This is a genomic window from Streptomyces sp. NPDC026575, assembly GCF_055567415.1.
Genome location: NZ_JBVHQM010000042.1, coordinates 1 through 17,788 on the forward strand (window position 1 = coordinate 1; position 17,788 = coordinate 17,788).

A 17,788-nucleotide genomic window follows, 5' to 3' on the forward strand; every position below is an offset into this window, starting at 1 on the left:
GCCGATGGTACTGCAGGGGGGACCCTGTGGGAGAGTAGGACGCCGCCGAACTAATTTTGATGAATAGCCTCGTTCCCCGAGTTTCGACTCGGGGAGCGAGGCTATTTTGCGTTCCGGGCCGGCGAGCCACACATAGAGTTCGGGGCATGCGCTATGACCTGGTCATCTTTGACAACGATGGTGTGCTCGTCGACAGCGAGCCCATCTCCAACACCATCCTGGCCGGCTATCTCACCGAACTCGGCCACCCCACGTCGTACGAGGAGTCGATACGCGACTACATGGGTTCGGCGATGCACCGGATCCACGAGCTCATCAGGGAACGCACCGGGCGGCGTCTGCCGGAGGATTTCGACGAGGTCTTCCACAGCCGGGTTTTCGCGGCGTTCGAGCGTGAGTTGCAGCCGGTGCCCGGTGCGATGGAGACGTTGGAGAAGCTGACCGCGGACGGTGTGCCGTACTGCGTCGGTTCTTCGGGAAGCCATGAGCGGATCCGGAGGGGGCACCGGAAGACCGGCCTGGACCGGTGGTTCGAGCCCGGGCGTGTCTTCTCCTCACAGGATGTGGGGCGGGGGAAGCCGGCTCCGGACCTCTTTCTGCACGCGGCACGGGAGATGGGAGTGGCCCCGGAGCGGTGTGTCGTGATCGAGGACAGTCCGCTGGGGGTACAGGCGGCGGTCGCGGCGGGAATGGACGTCTATGGGTTCACCGGGATGACGCCGGTGGAGAAGCTGACGGCGGCCGGGGCGACCGGGCTGTTCGGCCATATGGCGGAGGTGCCGGAGCTGCTGCAGTAGCGGGGCTGCGTGGCAGTGGGGGCATGGGTGGCGTCAGTGACTCGGGATCACCTGTCGGGCATACGTCGGAATTGACGGTGTGCGGCATCTACCCAGCGGTAGGGGCGAGTTCTAGGCTGAGCGGCCATGACGGCCCCTCCGGCACCAACGGACCTTCTGGCACCAGGAGTGCAGCTCCGGCGCGGCCGGGCCTCGCTCGCCGTCAGCTTCCTCGTCCAGGGCGCGGTCTTCGCCCTCCTCGTGACCCGAATACCCGCGATCCAGGACCGCTACGGGATCTCGGACGGTCTGCTGCCCGCCTTCCTGGCCGCCGTGCCGGTCCTCGCGGGAGTGGGCAGCGTCGTCACCGAACAGCTGGTGAAGCGGGTACGGCCGAGCCGGGTGTTGCGGCTGGTGCAGCCGGTGGTGTGCCTGGCGCTGCTGGCCGCCGGGGCGGTCCACTCGATGGCGCAGGCGGCGGTGGCGCTGGCGGTCTTCGGGCTGGCGGTGGGGGCGTTGGACGCCTCGATGAACATGCTCGGGGTGAGTCTGCAGCGGGCCTACGGGCGCAGCATCATGCTCGGCTTCCACGCCGCGTACAGCCTGGGCGGCATCGTGGGTGCGTCGCTGGCCTGGGCCGGAGCGCACTGGAAGCTCTCCCTGGCGCTGCTGTACGGGCCGGTGGTGGCCGTCCTGGTGCCGATCGCGCTCGTCGCGGGCCGGTGGTTCGTTGACCGGCCACGGGGTCACCAGGCGCAGGGGCAGGACCCCAGGGCGACGGAGGAGGCCGGTGCTCCTGTCGCCATGAGGCTGCTGCTGCCGCTGTGTCTGGTGATGGCGTTCGCATACATCGGGGACTCGACCGTCTCCAACTGGAGCGCGAAGTATCTGCAGGACGTCCTGGGGAGCTCGGAGCAGCTCGCCACCGTTCCGTACAACGTCTATATGGTCACCACGCTGCTCGGGAGGGCGGTGGGCGACCTGGGAGTGCGGCGCTTCGGGGCGGTCGCGGTGGTGCGGTGCGGGACGGTGCTCGCGGCGGGTGGCTTCGTGGTGGTCGCGGCCGCGCCGGGGGCCTGGGCCGGGATGGCGGGGTTCACGCTGCTGGGGCTCGGGCTGTGTGTGATCGTGCCGCAGACCTTTGCGGCGGCGGGGCGGTACGCCTTTGAGAAGCAGGGCGCCGGAGCTTCGGATAGGGCCGTCGCGCGGCTGAACATTTTCAACTATGTCGGGTTCTTGATCGGTTCTCCGCTGGTGGGTGCGCTCGGCGATGCCTGGAGCTATCGGGGGGCGATGCTCGTTCCGATGGCACTGGTGCTGGTGACGCTCGTGTATGCCCGCTCGTTCGGGGGGCCGGAGGCCCGATACGGTGACGGCCATGAGCGGCCGCGCACAGCTGATGTGGGATGAGGCAGTAACGGGCTACGACTTCGGGTCCGGGCATCCGATGGACCCGGTCCGGCTCGCGCTGACCATGCGTTTGGTGGAGGCGTACGAGCTCGACCGGGGGCCGCTGGAGGTGGTCGCGGCCAAGCCGGCCGGGGACTCCACCCTGCGACTGGTGCATCGTGAGGACTACATCGCGGCCGTCCGCCGGGCCTCGGCCGACCCTGCGGCCGCGGACCCGTCGTACGGGCTGGGCACGGCCGATGATCCGGCGTTCGCGGGGATGCACGAGGCGTCGGCGCTGATCGCCGGGCAGTCGGTCGGCGCGGCGGAGGCCGTCTGGCGCGGTGGCGCGGCGCATGCGGTGAACTTCGCCGGCGGGCTGCACCACGCCATGCCGGGCGGCGCGTCCGGCTTCTGCATCTACAACGACGCGTCGCTGGCGATCGCCCGGTTGCTGGAGCTGGGCGCCGAGCGGGTCGCGTACGTGGATGTGGATGTGCACCACGGCGACGGGGTGCAGGCGGCGTTCTGGGAGGACCCGCGGGTACTGACGATCTCGCTGCACGAGCATCCGCGGACGCTCTTCCCGCAGACCGGCTGGGCGGAGGAGACCGGCGGGGAGGGCGCGGAGGGCAGCGCGGCCAATGTGGCGCTGCCGGCCGGGACCGGGGACGCGGGCTGGCTGCGGGCCTTTCACGCGGTGGTGCCGGAGCTGCTGCGGGCCTTCCGGCCGCAGGTGATCGTGACGCAGCACGGTGCGGACACCCACTTCGAGGATCCGCTGGCGCATCTCGCGGTGAGCCTGGACGCGCAGCGGATGGTGGCCGAGGCGTGCCATGAGCTGGCGCATGAGCTCGCGGACGGGCGGTGGGTCGCGCTCGGTGGCGGGGGCTATGCGGTGGTGGACGTGGTGCCGCGCAGCTGGACGCATCTGACGGCGATCGCGGCGGGCCGGCCGATCGACCCGGGCTCGATGGTGCCGGAAGCATGGCGGCACGAAGTGTTCCGCCGGACACGGCAGTTGGCGCCGCAGCGGATGACGGACGGGCGTACGCCGAGCTGGCGGAACTTCGTCGACGACGGCTACGACCCGGCCGACCGGCTGGACCAGGCGGTGCTGGCGACACGCCGGGCGGTGTTTCCGGCGCACGGGTTGCTGCCTTAGGGGTGGGGCGAACAGATCCCGTAGGGGATGCGAGCGCCCCCTGCGGGGCCACAACGTGGGGGGTTCGGGGGGTATTCCCGGGTTCGGTCCGCGGTCGGGGCAGGGGGCCGGGCAAGGTGCGCGCTTGAGCAGACGGCTCGTCAGAGCGGGTGCCTGAGGAGACGGCTGGCCAGGGCCGAGGTTTGCGGCAGCGCGTGCGCCCGGGAAGATGGCCGGTCAAGGCCCGGGTTTGTGGCAACGCGTGTGCCCGAGGAGGTGGCTGGTTCAAGCCGTCCGGTTGGCCGGTCCATCAGCCGTGCCGGCGCATCCGTTGCCTCGGAGGTGTGATTACCCGTCGGTTGGGGCAACCGTAGGGCGGCCAACGGGACAGCATGGGGCCCGTGTTGGGCACCGGGGAACTGCGGGCGCATCTGGTCGAGGCGCGGCTCGCGGGGACGATCGCGACCATGCGGGAGAAGAGCCTTGGGCGATACCGGCTCTTCGCGGCGCGGGATCCGCGGGTGCTGCTGGGGCTGGATCCCGAACGGGACTGGCCGCTTGGTGAAGTACTGCGACTGATGGGGCAGAAGTGCGGGGTTGAGGTCGACCCCGCGCACACGTCCGGACCGGATGTGATCGACCCGGACCGTACGATCGCGGCTCTCGACCGCTTCGCCGACCGCATTGGCGCGGCTGCCGGCCGTCGGGCACCGGTGCTGCTCGGCACCGGCCATCCGCACCGGCTGCTGGAGTTCTACGCCGCCCTGGCAGACGCCCTCTCGGCGGCGGGCTGCCCCGTACTCACCCCGGCGTATGGCTCCCGTGTCGACATAGCGACCCGGTTCGGCGTACGCACCCGCGTCCTGGACTACGTACGGGGAGTCGCGCTGATGCGAGAAACCGGCGTGCGGGGCGCGCCCGGGGTGGGGGGCGTACACACCCATTCGCCGCTCCCCGTACGGACCGCATTGGGGGCCGCGGCGGCCGCCGGAGGGCCGCTGCCGGGGCTGGTGATCGGGGACCACGGCTGGGTCTGCGGGGCAGGTCAACTGGGCATCGAGGCGATCGGGCTGGCCGATACGGACGACCCGGCGCTGTTCGTCGGGCAGGCGGAGGGACGGGTGGCCGAGGTGGTGCCTGTCGACGACGCCGCCCGGACGGCGTCCTACCGACCGCTGATCCGTTATGTACTCAATCGGGCGTATCTGTCACGTTAGGCGGCAGTTCGCTGCTCCTCTTCCCCACTCGCATCACCCGCCCCTAATCTGGGGAGTGAGCGCATAGCGACGAAGAGTCACCGGAGGGGAAGCCGGTGACCGTCTTATGCGGAAGGTGCAGGTGTGGCATGGCTGCAGACCAGAGGCCTCTGAACGAGGTCGTGTTCCTGACAGTGGCGGAAGTCGCCACGGTGATGCGAGTGTCCAAGATGACCGTGTACCGCCTGGTGCACAGCGGTCATCTGCCCGCTATCCGCGTGGGGAGGTCTTTCCGGGTTCCGGAGCAGGCCGTTCACGACTATCTCCGTGAGTCCTATGTGGGGGTGGAATCAGCCTGACGGGTCCCTCGCCGACCCTCGGATTACGCCGTTCGCCCGGCGCCGGGTAGGCTGGCCCGATGTAGGTAGTGTGGGCTCGGACGCCCCGCACCGAGTGATTCGAAGTGAGCGAGGGTAGTCGTGGGCTCTGTTATCAAGAAGCGGCGCAAGCGGATGGCCAAGAAGAAGCACCGCAAGCTGCTCAAGCGCACCCGTGTTCAGCGTCGTAACAAGAAGTAAGCGGCGCTGATCGCGATTTCGCAGCCCCCCATCGCCTGTGTGCGACGGGGGGCTGCGGTGTTTGTGGGCCGTATGGACGGTGGTCGGACGGAAATGTCGCCGCGGGCATCCCGCGGTCATCACAGCGCAACACCGACCGGCTAGCGTGGTCGGCACAGCTGGGCCAGGGGAAGTCGCGGCGGGAAGGAAGGGCTGATCTTGGGCAAGGTCGTGCTCGTCACGGGAGTCGCACGGCAGCTGGGCGGCCGGTTCGTCCGCCGGATCCAGCGAGATCCCGACGTCGACCGGGTGATCGGGGTCGACGCCGTGCCACCGGAGCACCATCTGGGGGGCGCGGAATTCCTCAAGGCCGACATCCGGCATCCGGCGATCGCCAGGGTCCTGGCCGAGACGGGTGTCGACACCGTCGTCCACATGGACATCAACGGCACGCCGTTGGGCAAGCGCGGCGGCCGCTCCTCGGTGAAGGAGACCAACGTCATCGGGACGATGCAGCTGCTCGGCGCCTGCCAGAAGGCCCCGAACGTGCAGCGGCTGGTCATCAAGTCCAGCACCAGCGTCTACGGCTCCGCGTCCCGCGACCCCGCCGTCTTCACCGAGACCACCACGCCGAAGTCGCTGCCGAGCGGTGGCTTCGCCAAGGACGTCGTCGAGGTCGAGGGGTACGTACGCGGCTTCGCGCGGCGCCGGCCCGATGTGGCGGTGTGCGTACTGCGCTTCGCCAACATCCTCGGGCCGTGCGCGGACTCCCCGCTCGCCGAGTACTTCTCGCTGCCCGTGCTGCCCACCGTCCTCGGCTACGACCCGCGGCTGCAGTTCGTCCACGAGGACGACGCCATCGAGGTGCTGCGGAACGCCGCCGCCGCGCCCCGCCGCGGCACCCTCAACAGCGGCACCTTCAACATCGCCGGCGACGGCGTCCTGCTGCTGTCGCAGACCTCCCGGCGGCTGGGGCGGCCCACTCTGCCGCTGTTCCTGCCGACCGTGACCTGGGCCGGTACGGCGCTGCGGTCCATCGGCATCACGGACTTCTCGCCGGAACAGATCCGGCTGCTCACGCACGGCAGGGTCGTCGAGACGACGCAGATGCGCGAGACACTGGGCTTCCACCCGAAGTACACGACGGCGGGGGCCTTCGCGGAATTCGCCCGCAGCCGCGGACCCGGGCTGCTGCCGCCCGAGTCCCTCGCCCGTACCGTCGACCGGCTCGCCGGCCTGCTGCCCGCACCCAGCGGCCCGACCCAGTGAGGAGTTCACCCACGATGGCGGACGCCAAGGTCATTCCCTTCGGCGAGGAGCCTCGGGCGCGCAGAAAGGCCCGGCGGGCCGGTCGCGCGGGGCGCGGATCGGCGCTGGCGCCCGTCCCGGAAGCGCGGACCGAGCACCCGCCGGCGGCGCCCCCGCCGCCGAGCCCGCGGACCCTGGAGGAGCGGATCGCGGGCGGGCTGGCCTTCCTGCGCCGCCGGATCACCGGCGACTACGAGGTCGACGACTTCGGCTACGACGAAGAGCTGACCGACCAGGTCCTGATGTCGCTGCTGCGGCCGTTCTACGAGAAGTACTTCCGGGTCGAGGTCAAGGGCGTCGAGAACATCCCCTCCGACGGCGGGGCGCTGATCGTCGCCAACCACTCCGGGACGCTGCCGCTGGACGGGCTGATGCTCCAGGTCGCGGTGCACGACAACCACCCCGCGCAGCGCCATCTGCGGCTGCTGGCGGCCGACTTGGTGTTCGTCCTGCCGGTGATAAACGAGCTGGCGCGCAAGGCGGGGCACACCTTGGCCTGCGCCGAGGACGCAGAGCGGCTGCTGGAGCGCGGCGAGATCGTGGGGGTGATGCCGGAGGGCTTCAAGGGCATCGGCAAGCCCTTCGCGGACCGCTACAAGCTGCAGCGCTTCGGGCGGGGCGGCTTCGTGTCGACGGCGCTGAAAGCCGGGGTGCCGATCGTGCCGTGCTCGATCGTGGGCGCGGAGGAGATCTACCCGATGATCGGGAACGCCAGGACGCTGGCGCGGGTGCTGGGGCTGCCGTACTTCCCGATCACGCCGACGTTCCCCTGGCTGGGGCCGCTGGGCGCGGTGCCGCTCCCGACGAAGTGGACGATCCAGTTCGGCGAGCCGATCTCGACGGACGGCTATCCGCCGGAGGCGGCGGACGATCCGATGCTGATGTTCAACCTGACCGACCAGGTGCGGGAAACGATTCAGCACACCCTGTACAAGCTGCTCGTGCAGCGGCGCTCGGTGTTCTTCTGAGAGAACACCGAGCGCCGCCGCGCCGGGCCGCCCGAGCTACTTCGAGAGGTCCTCGCCGTCGATGCCCAGACGGGGGAGCAGCCCCGGGAGCAGCGGCGGAAGGGTGACGTCGGGCCGGCTGTCGGCGACGTGGCCCTTGCCGCCGTCGTGCGGCGACGGGCTGCTGCCCTTGGCCGGCGGGTCGAGCAGTCCGCCCGTACCGCCGCCGAGCAGACCGCTTTCCTGGGACGGTGAGGACGACGGGCGCGGGGCGTGCGAGCCTCCCGCGTGCTCGCCGGAGCGGGCCCGGCTGCCGGACGGTGCCGGGCGGCCGTCGTGGCCGGAGTCGGCGCCCGCGGAGGCCGGCGGGTCGTGCGGGTGGTTCTTGCCGTCCGGGGCGGGGGGCAGCAGCGAACGCAGCGGACCGACCTCTTGGTCTATGGCGTCGAAGACCGAACTGACCTCGTCGCGGACGTCCATGAGCTGCAGCGGGAGCCGGTCGCGCAGCTGCGACCACGTGCCGCGATGGGACTTGGTGAAGGAGTTCAGCGCCTGGATGGGGCCGAGCGAGCCATCGCGCTCATACGCCTGGTGCAGCAGGCGGTGCCCCTCGCCGGCATCGTGCTTGACGCCGGAGAGCGCCTTGCGGACCTCGCCGAGCGACTCGTGGTCGAGATGGGCGACCCGGCCCCGCTCCATCAGTCGGCGGGCCTCCATCATGCGGGTGGATGCCTGGTCCAGATAGAGCCGACCGCGGTCGGAGTCGTCGTCGGCCATGCCGAGCTTGAGGTCCTCCATGCCGCGCTTGAGGCCGTACAGGGAGTCGCCCGGGAGGGCGTCGGAGCTGGCGGCGGCGACGCCGCTGAAGGCTCCGGCCGCGACGCCGACCGTCAGACCGCCCGCGGCCAGCCCCTTGGAGAGGCGGGAGCGCGGCCGTAGCCGGCCGATCGATTTCTTGGCGCGGTGCGCGCCCCTGTGTTCACGCTGCTCGGGTGCCCCGACCCCGTCGGACGGAGCGCCTTCGGCGAAGGCGGCCTCCATCGCGGCCAGGAGCTGTGCGCGCTGGACAGTCTTGACCTCGGTGGCCATCTCCGGCCTCGGGAGCTTCCCGAGGCCGTCGGCGACCGCCAACAGCCGTGCTTCGCCCGGCGCCTGCGCCGGATTATCGACCTGGTCCTCGGCCGCCGCACCCTTGAGGACCTGGTCCTCCAGGGCCTGGGCGAAGGCGTTGGCCCGCCGGTGCACCGAGACATTCGCGATCACGGGCGGCACCTCCTCTCGTCATCCCGCTCGACTCCCCGGACTGGCTTTGACTATCCAGACGGACCGGACGGTTGCACGCCGATTGTCCACGGCCACTCGATCGAGTGAGAGGCAGCGGGCATGGCGTGACCGCATGGAGCCTGCATCCCGCACAACGAGCGGCTCGGCACTCGGGTTACGCACTCACGATGATCTGACCGACCGGTCATGGCCGGTCACCAAACGTGAGCGAAGAGCGGCGTGCGGGCGGTCGGAAGAGGGGCGTACGGGGGGGTGGGGCGGGGGTGGGTCGGGTCAGCGGGCGTCTTCGGGCAGGAGGCGCGCCAGGGTGCGTACGGCGCGGTACTGGAGGGTCTTGATCGCGCCCTCGTTCTTGCCCATGACGCGGGCGGTCTCGGCGACCGAGAGGCCCTGCAGAAAGCGCAGCGTGACGCATTCCTGCTGTTGGGGGTTGAGCTTGCGTACCGCCTCCAACAGGGCGGCGTTGGAGAGGGATTCGAGGACCGAGTCCTCGGGGCTGCGCTCGACCTCGTTGGCGTCGAGCATCTCTCCGGTGGTCACTTCCAGGCGGAAGCGCGAGGACTTGAAGTGGTCGGCGACGAGGTTGCGGGCGATGGTCACCAGCCAGGCGCCGAAGTCGCGGCCCTGCCAGGTGAAGGTGCCGATGCGGCGCAGGGCGCGCAGGAAGGTCTCGCTGGTGAGATCCTCGGCCGTGGCGCGGCCGCCCACGCGGTAGTAGATGTAGCGGTAGACCGTGTCGGCGTACTGGTCGTAGAGGCGGCCGAAAGCCTCGGCCTCGCCGGCCTGGGCTCGTTCGACGAGGTCCATCATGCGACGGCTGTCGCTGTCGGCGGGGCGTCGGGCGGTGGTCGTGCCGGCGCCCGAGCGGCGGGTCCGGCCGGCGGTGGGCTTGCTGACCGCGGCACTCCCGTCGGCCAGGGCGTAGCAGTGTCCGGAGGCGGGGACGGTTGAGGCGAATGCGGGGACGGCGTACGCGGTGGGGACGAAACTGCGCAGGTGGTCGACGAGTGTCGTACGCAGCGTAGCCAGGCCCGAGGCGTCAACCCCGACGTGTGGGTACACGGGACTCCCAGAGGCAGAGCTTCCATCACGTGCAGTGCGGGACCGTTCACTCGTCGTAGGGACGTGTGGGTTCCGGATTGCGTCTGAGGAGAATAACGCTTCGTACAGGCAGCGCTACACCCAGTTGCTCAAATCATCGATTACTTACGGTCCGTGCCGGGTTGGTGGCAGATCAAGTATCGAATACTGAGCAACTTTTGATCGGAAGGGTGTGCAATCTGCCTGGTTGGAGGGCGTGTTGTGGCTGACTGCAAGCAACGGGACTGACGGGGCGGCGGAGGGGGTAGGGAGGGTGGATGGTCCCCGCCGCCGCCCGGCGATCACGCCTGGTCAGCGGCGGCGGCGCTGCAGGGCGACCGCGGCGGCGGCACCGCCCGCCAGGGCGCCCACTCCGGCCGCCGCCGGAATGCCGATCCTGGCCGCCTTGCGGCCGGTGCGGTAGTCGCGCAGCCGCCAGCCGTGCGCCCGGGCGTGCTTGCGCAGCCGGCTGTCGGGGTTGATGGCGTAGGGGTGCCCGACGAGCGAGAGCATCGGGATGTCGTTGGCGGAGTCGCTGTAGGCGGCGCAGTGCGACAGGTCCAGGCCCTCGGCCGCGGCCAGTGCGCGCACCGCCTCGGCCTTGGCCGGGCCGTGCAGCGGCTCGCCGACCAACTTGCCCGTGTAGACGCCGCCGACGGACTCGGCGACGGTGCCCAGCGCGCCGGTCAGGCCGAGCCGGCGGGCGATGATCGTCGCGGTCTCGACCGGGGCCGCGGTCACCAGCCAGACCTTCTGGCCGGCGTCGAGGTGCGCCTGGGCGAGCGCGCGGGTGCCGGGCCAGACGCGCTCGGCCATGTACTCGTCGTAGATCTCCTCGCCGATGGACATCAACTCGGCGACGCGATGGCCCTGGACGATGGACAGCGCGCTGTTGCGGACGTCCGCCATGTGCTCGGGGTTCTCCGAGCCGGCCAGCCGGAAGTAGATCTGCTGCCAGGCGAAGCGGGCCAGATCGCGCTTGTGGAAGAAGTGCCGCTTGTACAGGCCGCGGCCGAAGTGGAAGAGCGCGGCGCCCTGCATGACCGTGTTGTCGAGGTCGAAGAAGGCGGCGGCCGCGGTGTCCCCGACGACCGGGAACTCCGGCTCGGCGGGGGTCGCCTCGGCGGCCTGGGCCTCCTCGGCCTCCTGTGAGGTCTTGCGGGCGGCCTCGGCGGCGGCCTCGCCGGCGAGCACGCTGCGGGCCGTGGTGGGCTGTCGGCGGCGCGGGAACCAGCCCAGCGGGAAGAGCGCCCCGGAGGGCCTCCAGCCGGACCGGCGGGCGCTGGAGGCGCCGGAGGGCGTCCCGTGGGGACTCCTGCCGGGGTGCTGGTCGGGAGACGGGAGGGACATGGCGCTAGCGTAGCCAGTTTGTTCGGGGGTTCCGGTTACGGGCGCGTGTCCGCGAGACCTTGCGCGGCGGACGGTTGCGTTACGGCCATCCGCGGGGCGTTCCTGCCGGTGTCCGGGGGGCTCAGGCGCCCAGGGCCGTACGCAGCCGCTTGGGGTCGACGCGCCAGAAGTCGTGCTGGGCGCCGTCGATCAGGACGACCGGAATCTGCTCCCAGTACTTGCGGTGCAGCTCGGCGTCCTCGGTGATGTCCTTCTTCTCCCAGGACGCGCCCGTCTCGGCGCACACCTGCTCGATCACCGCCTGCGCGTCGTCGCACAGGTGGCAGCCCGGCTTGCCGACGAGGGTGACCATCCGGTCGGCGGGGCTCTTGCGGGGGCTGCGGCTGAACAGAGGGGCCATGGAGCCCATTGTGCCGGGTCGCGGGCGGTGCTCCCGGGGGCGCGGGTCGACTACCATCGGTGGGCGATTTGTCGGTGTGTGGGGGTATAGCGGTGAGGAGTGAGGGCCCGTGCTCCCGTCGGTGCTGCCGTGTTTCACGAGCGGCGCGAGTGAACGGTGTGACGTGGGAGTTGGTTCCGCGAAGGCCCGTAAAAGCCGCGTGACCCCCATCACTTTGGCCGGGCAAAACGGACACCATCTTTGTGCACGCGTTCACAAAGACATAGCCTGCAGTGGACAGGGCGGTCGGGTTCCGTACGGGCGCCCGCAGCCCCGCTCTACCCGCAGGAGCACCGTGGCAACTGGCCGAACTCACCGACCGGCGACCCGAAGCCGAGGGATTCCCGAGGCCACCGTCGCCAGGCTTCCGCTGTATCTGCGCGCACTGACCGCGCTCTCCGAGCGCTCGGTGCCCACGGTCTCCTCCGAGGAGCTCGCGGCGGCGGCGGGGGTCAACTCCGCCAAGCTGCGGAAGGACTTCTCCTACCTGGGCTCCTACGGGACCCGGGGCGTCGGCTACGACGTGGAGTACCTCGTCTACCAGATCTCGCGGGAACTGGGCCTGACCCAGGACTGGCCGGTTGTGATCGTCGGTATCGGTAACCTCGGCGCCGCCCTCGCCAACTACGGCGGCTTCGCCTCCAGGGGCTTCCGCGTCGCCGCGCTGATCGACGCCGACCCGGCCATGGCCGGCAAGCCCGTCGCCGGTATCGCGGTCCAGCACACCGACGAGCTGGAGCACATCATCGAGAGCAACGGCGTCTCGATCGGCGTGATCGCCACGCCGGCCGGGGCCGCCCAGCAGGTCTGCGACCGCCTGGTCGCCGCCGGCGTCACCTCGATCCTCAACTTCGCGCCGACCGTGCTGACCGTCCCCGACGGGGTCGACGTGCGCAAGGTCGACCTGTCGATAGAGCTGCAGATCCTCGCCTTCCACGAGCAGCGCAAGGCGGGCGAGGAGGGCGGCCCCGAGAGCGGCGCCGCGGCCCCGGCCGACCGTGTGGCCGCCGTCGGCGACGCCGCCGCCGCTGCCGTCAGCGGCGACCGCAAGGGACCGGACGGGGACGTCCCCGCCGTGATGCCGGCATGAGCCTCCTCGTTGTCGGACTGAGCCACCGCAGCGCGCCGGTGAGCGTGCTGGAGCGGGCCGCGCTCGCCCCGGAGGCGCGCGGCAAGCTGCTGCAGGACGCGGTGTCGGCCGAGCCGGTCACCGAGTCCGCGGTGCTCTCCACCTGCAACCGCATCGAGGTCTACGCCGACGTGGACAAGTTCCACGCCGGTGTCGCCGAGCTGTCCACCCTCCTGGCGCGCCACGGCGGTGCCGCCCTGGAGGAGCTCACCCCCTACCTCTACGTCCACTACGAGGACCGCGCCGTCCACCACCTGTTCTCGGTGGCCTGCGGCCTGGACTCGATGGTCATCGGCGAGGGCCAGATCCTCGGCCAGATCAAGGACGCGCTGGCCGTCGCCCAGGAGCAGCACACCGCCGGGCGGCTGCTGAACGACCTGTTCCAGCAGGCCCTGCGGGTAGGCAAGCGCGCCCACAGCGAGACCGGCATCGACAAGGCCGGCCAGTCGCTGGTCACCTTCGGCCTGGAGCAGCTGGCCGCCGGACAGGACGTCGAGGACTGGGCGCGCGGCAAGCGGGCGCTGGTCATCGGCGCCGGTTCGATGTCGTCGCTGGCCGCCACCACCCTGGTGCGGGCCGGCATCGGCGAGCTGGCGGTCGCCAACCGTACGGTGGCGCGCGCCGAGCGGCTCGTGACGATCCTCACCGAGCCGGGCGGGCCCGGCGCCGCGAGCGGGCTGCGCGCCCGGGCCGCGGCGATGAGCTGTGTCGAGCACGAGCTGGCGGTCGCCGACATCGTGGTCTCCTGCACCGGCGCGACCGGCCTGGTCCTCGGCGGCGAACTGGTCGCGGCCGCGCTGGAGGGCCGCGAGGCGCCGCTGGCGCTGCTCGACCTGGCCATGCCGCGCGACATAGACGCCGCGGTGCACCGCATCGAGCGCGCGCACCTCGTCGACATCGAGTCGCTGGCCGACGCCTCCGCCGACGCTCCGATGGCGGCCGACGTGGACAAGGTGCGCGGCATCGTCTCCGACGAGGTCGCGGCCTTCGGCGCCGCCCAGCGCGCCGCCCACATCACCCCGACCGTGGTCGCCCTGCGCACCATGGCCGCGGACGTCGTCGCCGGTGAGATCGCCCGGCTCGACGGCCGCCTTCCCGACCTGGACGACAAGCAGCGCGCCGAGATCACCCAGACCGTGCGCCGGGTCGTCGACAAACTCCTGCACGCGCCCACCGTGCGGGTCAAGCAGCTCGCCAGCGAGCCCGGCGGCGCCGGGTACGCCGACGCGCTGCGCGAACTCTTCGACCTCGACCCCCAGACGGTTGCCGCCGTCAGCCGGGCCGACACGCGCGGCGGCAGCCACGATGCACGGGAGCGGTCATGAACGACAGCACTGACAGAGCCCTCAGGCTGGGCACACGGCGCAGCAAGCTCGCCCTGGCCCAGTCCGGACAGATCGCCGAGGCGGTGCGCGAGCTGACCGGCCGCCCCGTCGAGCTGGTGGAGATCACCACCTACGGCGACACCTCCCGCGAGCACCTCGCGCAGATCGGCGGCACCGGCGTCTTCGTCTCCGCGCTGCGCGACGCGCTGCTCGCCGGGGACATCGACTTCGCCGTCCACTCGCTCAAGGACCTGCCCACCACGCAGCCCGAGACCCTCGCCCTGGCCGCGATCCCCGTACGGGAGGACCCCCGTGACGCGCTGATCGCCAGGGACGGCCTCACCTTCGAGGAGCTGACCGCCGACCCGGACCGGATCGCCCGCATAGGCACCGGCTCCCCCCGGCGGATGGCGCAGCTCAACGCCTGGGCCAGGTCGCTGGGCCGGCGCGTTACGACCGTGCCGATACGCGGGAACATCGACACCCGCATCGGTTTCGTCGAGAAGGGCGAACTGGACGCGGTCGTACTGGCCGCCGCCGGACTCACCCGGATCGGCCGCATCGACGAGGCGACGCAGCTGCTGTCGCCCGACGTGGTTCTGCCCGCCCCCGGCCAGGGGGCACTGGCGATCGAGTGTGCTGCGGCCAACGCAGACCTCGTCGCCGCGCTCGCCGATCTCGACGACCCGGACACCCGGGCCGCCGTGACCGCCGAGCGTTCCCTGCTCGCCGCCCTGGAGGCCGGCTGTTCCGCACCCGTCGGAGCGCTGGCCGAACTCTCCCCGAGCGCTCGACTTCGTTCGAGCAGGGGAGGCCCCAAGGCCGACGAGCAGGCTGTCACCGAATTGCACCTGCGCGGTGTCGTCGGCTCGACCGACGGCAGCACGCTGGTGCAGATGTCCACCACCGGGCACGTACCCGCCTCTCCCGATGATGTCTCGACCCCGCAGAACATGGGTCGGGAACTCGCCGCCGAGATGCTCGCGAAGGGTGCGGCCGGTCTTATGGGGGAGCGAGCACTTTGAACCCCACCGCCCCAAACCACTCCGCCTCCGGTCAGGTCACCTTCCTGGGTGCCGGGCCGGGAGACCCGGGTCTGCTGACGCTGCGTGCCGTGGAGGCGCTGGCCTCCGCGGACGTACTGATCGCCGACCCGCAGGTGCTGGACGTCGTGCGTGCGCATGCGCGTGCACACGTGGACACACCACTGCAGGCGGCAGCTGACGAGGCGTCAAGCCCCGTCTCCCCGAACGGCGTTTCCGCCCTTCGGGACACCGCCAATCTTGTCATGACGGCCGCCCGCGCGGGCAAGCGGGTCGTGCGTGCGGTCACCGGTGACCCCGGCCTGGACGGCAACGTCGCCGAGGAGATGCTGGCCTGCGCCGCCGAGGGCATCGTCTTCGAGGTGGTGCCCGGCATCGCCGCGGCCGTCGGCGTGCCCGCGTACGCCGGTGTGCCGCTGCGCGACGCGCAGGGCACCGACGTGCGCTTCGTCGACGCCCGCTGCGCGGACGACCGCTGCTGGGCCGAGCTGGGCACCAGCGACGCCACCGCCGTGGTCTCCACCTCCCTCGACACGGTTGCCGCGGCCGCCGGCGAACTGGTCTCCGCGGGCCGCAAGCCGGACACCCCGATGACCGTCACCGTCGCCGGCACCACCACCCGCCAACGCACCTGGACCGCCACCCTCGGGTCCATCGCCCAGGTGCTCAAGGCCGCCAAGGTGCTGCCCTCGGCCGACGGCGGCCAGCCGGTCATAGCCGTGGTCGGTGAGCGCAGTGCCGCCGCGCAGCGCGACCGCCTTTCGTGGTTCGAGTCCAAGCCGCTCTTCGGCTGGCGGGTGCTCGTGCCGCGTACGAAGGAGCAGGCCGCGTCGCTCTCCGACCAGCTCGTCTCGTACGGCGCGGTGCCGCATGAGGTCCCGACGATCGCCGTCGAACCGCCGCGCACCCCGCAGCAGATGGAGCGCGCGGTCAAGGGCCTGGTCACCGGCCGCTACGAGTGGATCGCCTTCACCTCGGTCAACGCCGTCAAGGCGGTGCGGGAGAAGTTCGAGGAGTACGGGCTCGACGCCCGCGCCTTCGCCGGGATCAAGGTCGCCGCGGTCGGCGAGCAGACCGCCAAGGCCCTGGTCGCCTTCGGTGTGAAGCCCGACCTGGTGCCGAGCGGCGAGCAGTCCGCCGCCGGGCTGCTGGAGGACTGGCCGCCCTACGACCCGGTCTTCGACCCGATCGACCGGGTCTTCCTGCCGCGCGCCGACATCGCCACCGAGACGCTGGTGGCGGGCCTGATCGAGCTGGGCTGGGAGGTCGACGACGTCACCGCCTACCGGACCGTGCGCGCCTCGCCGCCGCCGGCCGAGACCCGGGAGGCGATCAAGGGCGGTGGCTTCGACGCGGTGCTGTTCACGTCCTCGTCGACGGTGCGGAACCTCGTCGGCATCGCCGGCAAGCCGCACAACGTGACGGTGATCGCCTGCATCGGCCCGGCCACCGCCAAGACCGCCGAGGAGCACGGGCTGCGGGTGGACGTCATGTCGCCGGAGCCGTCGGTGCACAAGCTGGCCGAGGCCCTCGCGGACTTCGGCGCGGCACGGCGCGACGCAGCGATCGACGCCGGTGACCCGGTCACCCGCCCCAGCGAGCGGCGACCGGGCTCGCGCCGGCGGGCCCGTAGCTGAGCGGTAGCGGGAACGAAGCAGGAAGGGCGCCCTCGTCTTGGGGGCGCCCTTCTGCGTTACTTCCTGGCGGCGTACGGCAGGAAGTCGGCCCAGGCAGCCGGGGCGAAGGTGAGCCGGGGGCCGTCGGGGTTCTTGGAGTCGCGGATGTGGATGGTGTCCGGGCAGGTGGCGACTTCGACGCAGTCGGGGCCTTCGTCTGTGCTGTAGCTGCTCTTGGTCCACGCGACTTCGACGCAGGAAGGGCCGTCGTCCGTGCTGTAGCTGCTCTTTATCCACTCCAGACCGGAACCGGCTCCGCCAGAGGGCTTGAGGGTCATGTCTCTCCCAGCACTTTGTCGATGAAGGCCAGCGACTCCCGGGGGGTGAGAGCCTGCGCCCGGATGATCCCATAGCGCATGTCGAGGACGGTGGTCTCTCTTGGGTCCGTGATCACGCGGTTGGTGAGCTGCACTTCGTTCAGCCCGACCGTCTTTCCGTCCCTGAGGTTGAGCAACCGGAACGGCCCTCCGAGGCCCGAGTTCTCCTCCCGGGCGAGAGGCAGGACTTGAAGGTCGATGTTCCTCAACCGGCCCACCTCCAACAGACGTTCGAGTTGTCGCCGCATCGTCATCTTGCCCCCGATGAGGCGGCGTAGCGTCGCCTCGCACTGAACAAAGCTGAAAACCGGCCGTGCTGTTGCGGGGTCGATGACCCTTTGCCGAGCCAGGCGTGCGGCGACACGTTGTTCCAGCTCTTCCTCGGTGAACGGCGGCCGTCGGGCGCCGAACACCGCACGCGCGTACTCCTCTGTCTGCAACAGGCCGTCGATGACCGAGTTGTTGTAGGAGCAGATCTCCACCGCCTCGGCTTCCAGCTTCTTTACGTTGCGTACCTTCTTCGGGTACCGGATCTCCGCCACATCCGCCTTCAGCGCCGCGATCTTGCCGCCCGCGCCCAGGACCTCGTCCGCCCGGTCCAGGAACTCCGGGCGGGGGATGCGGCGGCCCCGTTCCACGGAGGAGACCAGCTCCTCGCCGTAGCCGATGGCCGCGCCGAACTCCGTCTGGGTCAGGCCGGCCGCCTCCCGCCACAGCTTCACCTGCCGAGCCACGGCCCGCATCACCGCGCCGGCCTCGTCGTCGTCCATCCCGGTGTCCCAGTCACCCACGTCTGCCGCCCCTCCGCCGAGCCGTCCGTGTCCAACT

The 17,788-nt window shown here is 70.9% G+C and carries 18 protein-coding genes; 12 read left to right on the top strand and 6 right to left on the bottom strand.

The window, feature by feature from the left end; all coding sequences use genetic code 11:
* Nucleotides 1-146 precede the first annotated feature (146 nt).
* From ACZ4NB_RS36105 to ACZ4NB_RS36140, 8 genes are all read left to right on the top strand, one after another.
* On the top strand, nt 147-797 hold the full coding sequence (locus tag ACZ4NB_RS36105; protein ID WP_467667276.1) for an HAD family hydrolase: 651 nt from the start codon (nt 147-149) through the stop codon (nt 795-797).
* A gap of 126 nt (nt 798-923) precedes the next feature.
* Nucleotides 924-2,186 carry an MFS transporter gene (locus tag ACZ4NB_RS36110; RefSeq protein WP_467667277.1) on the top strand — a complete coding sequence of 421 codons (1,263 nt, stop codon included), beginning with the start codon at nt 924-926 and terminating at the stop codon, nt 2,184-2,186.
* Nucleotides 2,155-3,330 carry an acetoin utilization protein AcuC gene (locus ACZ4NB_RS36115; protein ID WP_467667278.1) on the top strand — a complete coding sequence of 392 codons (1,176 nt, stop codon included), beginning with the start codon at nt 2,155-2,157 and terminating at the stop codon, nt 3,328-3,330. Before ACZ4NB_RS36110 ends, ACZ4NB_RS36115 begins: the two co-directional genes overlap by 32 nt.
* Before the next feature lie 380 nt (nt 3,331-3,710).
* Nucleotides 3,711-4,526 (top strand): phosphatase, encoded by an 816-nt coding sequence (locus ACZ4NB_RS36120; protein WP_467667279.1) that lies wholly within the window; start codon nt 3,711-3,713, stop codon nt 4,524-4,526.
* A gap of 128 nt (nt 4,527-4,654) precedes the next feature.
* A complete protein-coding gene (locus ACZ4NB_RS36125; protein WP_014144137.1) occupies nt 4,655-4,864 on the top strand; it encodes a helix-turn-helix domain-containing protein in 210 nt (69 codons plus the stop codon).
* Between the two features lie 120 nt (nt 4,865-4,984).
* Nucleotides 4,985-5,083, top strand: coding sequence for a 30S ribosomal protein bS22 (locus ACZ4NB_RS36130; RefSeq protein ID WP_003948845.1), 99 nt, complete (start codon nt 4,985-4,987; stop codon nt 5,081-5,083).
* Nucleotides 5,084-5,281: 198 nt separating this feature from the next.
* Nucleotides 5,282-6,331 carry an NAD-dependent epimerase/dehydratase family protein gene (locus tag ACZ4NB_RS36135; protein WP_467667280.1) on the top strand — a complete coding sequence of 350 codons (1,050 nt, stop codon included), beginning with the start codon at nt 5,282-5,284 and terminating at the stop codon, nt 6,329-6,331.
* Between the two features lie 14 nt (nt 6,332-6,345).
* On the top strand, nt 6,346-7,338 hold the full coding sequence (locus tag ACZ4NB_RS36140; RefSeq protein ID WP_467667281.1) for a lysophospholipid acyltransferase family protein: 993 nt from the start codon (nt 6,346-6,348) through the stop codon (nt 7,336-7,338).
* Between the two features lie 36 nt (nt 7,339-7,374).
* Here ACZ4NB_RS36140 and ACZ4NB_RS36145 read toward each other — a convergent pair whose 3' ends face one another.
* From ACZ4NB_RS36145 to ACZ4NB_RS36160, 4 genes are all read right to left on the bottom strand, one after another.
* Entirely contained in the window at nt 7,375-8,580 is a 1,206-nt protein-coding gene (locus ACZ4NB_RS36145; protein ID WP_467667282.1) for a DUF5667 domain-containing protein, read from the bottom strand.
* A 294-nt stretch (nt 8,581-8,874) separates the two neighbouring features.
* Nucleotides 8,875-9,663: an ECF subfamily RNA polymerase sigma factor, BldN family gene (locus ACZ4NB_RS36150; RefSeq protein WP_467667283.1), complete on the bottom strand. Its 789-nt coding sequence runs from the start codon at nt 9,661-9,663 to the stop codon at nt 8,875-8,877.
* A gap of 330 nt (nt 9,664-9,993) precedes the next feature.
* Nucleotides 9,994-10,875, bottom strand: a complete 882-nt coding sequence (locus ACZ4NB_RS36155) for an HAD family hydrolase (protein ID WP_467667320.1) — start codon at nt 10,873-10,875, stop codon at nt 9,994-9,996.
* A gap of 277 nt (nt 10,876-11,152) precedes the next feature.
* Complete coding sequence (locus ACZ4NB_RS36160; RefSeq protein WP_128509773.1) at nt 11,153-11,431, bottom strand: glutaredoxin family protein; 279 nt, start codon at nt 11,429-11,431, stop codon at nt 11,153-11,155.
* A gap of 334 nt (nt 11,432-11,765) precedes the next feature.
* Between ACZ4NB_RS36160 and ACZ4NB_RS36165 the strand changes: the two genes are divergently transcribed.
* The 4 genes from ACZ4NB_RS36165 to ACZ4NB_RS36180 are packed head-to-tail and all read left to right on the top strand — an operon-like array spanning nt 11,766 to nt 16,604.
* Nucleotides 11,766-12,560, top strand: a complete 795-nt coding sequence (locus ACZ4NB_RS36165; RefSeq protein ID WP_467667284.1) for a redox-sensing transcriptional repressor Rex — start codon at nt 11,766-11,768, stop codon at nt 12,558-12,560.
* Nucleotides 12,557-13,924: a glutamyl-tRNA reductase gene (locus ACZ4NB_RS36170; protein ID WP_467667285.1), complete on the top strand. Its 1,368-nt coding sequence runs from the start codon at nt 12,557-12,559 to the stop codon at nt 13,922-13,924. The genes ACZ4NB_RS36165 and ACZ4NB_RS36170 overlap by 4 nt, the downstream gene beginning before the upstream one ends.
* Nucleotides 13,921-14,949, top strand: a complete 1,029-nt coding sequence (hemC, locus tag ACZ4NB_RS36175) for a hydroxymethylbilane synthase (RefSeq protein ID WP_467667286.1) — start codon at nt 13,921-13,923, stop codon at nt 14,947-14,949. Before ACZ4NB_RS36170 ends, hemC begins: the two co-directional genes overlap by 4 nt.
* Nucleotides 14,946-16,604 carry a bifunctional uroporphyrinogen-III C-methyltransferase/uroporphyrinogen-III synthase gene (locus ACZ4NB_RS36180; protein ID WP_467667287.1) on the top strand — a complete coding sequence of 553 codons (1,659 nt, stop codon included), beginning with the start codon at nt 14,946-14,948 and terminating at the stop codon, nt 16,602-16,604. Before hemC ends, ACZ4NB_RS36180 begins: the two co-directional genes overlap by 4 nt.
* A gap of 56 nt (nt 16,605-16,660) precedes the next feature.
* Here the strand turns inward: ACZ4NB_RS36180 and ACZ4NB_RS36185 are convergent, their stop codons facing one another.
* The gene (locus ACZ4NB_RS36185) at nt 16,661-16,921 is read right to left on the bottom strand and encodes a DUF397 domain-containing protein (protein ID WP_467667288.1); all 261 of its coding nucleotides are present in this window, start codon (nt 16,919-16,921) and stop codon (nt 16,661-16,663) included.
* The gene (locus tag ACZ4NB_RS36190; protein WP_467667289.1) at nt 16,918-17,730 is read right to left on the bottom strand and encodes a helix-turn-helix domain-containing protein; all 813 of its coding nucleotides are present in this window, start codon (nt 17,728-17,730) and stop codon (nt 16,918-16,920) included. Before ACZ4NB_RS36190 ends, ACZ4NB_RS36185 begins: the two co-directional genes overlap by 4 nt.
* Between the last annotated feature and the right edge of the window lie 58 nt (nt 17,731-17,788).

Coding starts and splice junctions, on each gene's coding strand:
- ACZ4NB_RS36105 (WP_467667276.1), top strand. CDS start 147: ATGCGCTATGACCTGGTCATCTTTGACAACGATGGTGTGCTCGTCGAC.
- ACZ4NB_RS36110 (WP_467667277.1), top strand. CDS start 924: ATGACGGCCCCTCCGGCACCAACGGACCTTCTGGCACCAGGAGTGCAG.
- ACZ4NB_RS36115 (WP_467667278.1), top strand. CDS start 2,155: ATGAGCGGCCGCGCACAGCTGATGTGGGATGAGGCAGTAACGGGCTAC.
- ACZ4NB_RS36125 (WP_014144137.1), top strand. CDS start 4,655: ATGGCTGCAGACCAGAGGCCTCTGAACGAGGTCGTGTTCCTGACAGTG.
- ACZ4NB_RS36140 (WP_467667281.1), top strand. CDS start 6,346: ATGGCGGACGCCAAGGTCATTCCCTTCGGCGAGGAGCCTCGGGCGCGC.
- ACZ4NB_RS36160 (WP_128509773.1), bottom strand. CDS start 11,431: ATGGCCCCTCTGTTCAGCCGCAGCCCCCGCAAGAGCCCCGCCGACCGG.
- ACZ4NB_RS36170 (WP_467667285.1), top strand. CDS start 12,557: ATGAGCCTCCTCGTTGTCGGACTGAGCCACCGCAGCGCGCCGGTGAGC.
- hemC (WP_467667286.1), top strand. CDS start 13,921: ATGAACGACAGCACTGACAGAGCCCTCAGGCTGGGCACACGGCGCAGC.
- ACZ4NB_RS36185 (WP_467667288.1), bottom strand. CDS start 16,921: ATGACCCTCAAGCCCTCTGGCGGAGCCGGTTCCGGTCTGGAGTGGATA.
- ACZ4NB_RS36190 (WP_467667289.1), bottom strand. CDS start 17,730: ATGGACGACGACGAGGCCGGCGCGGTGATGCGGGCCGTGGCTCGGCAG.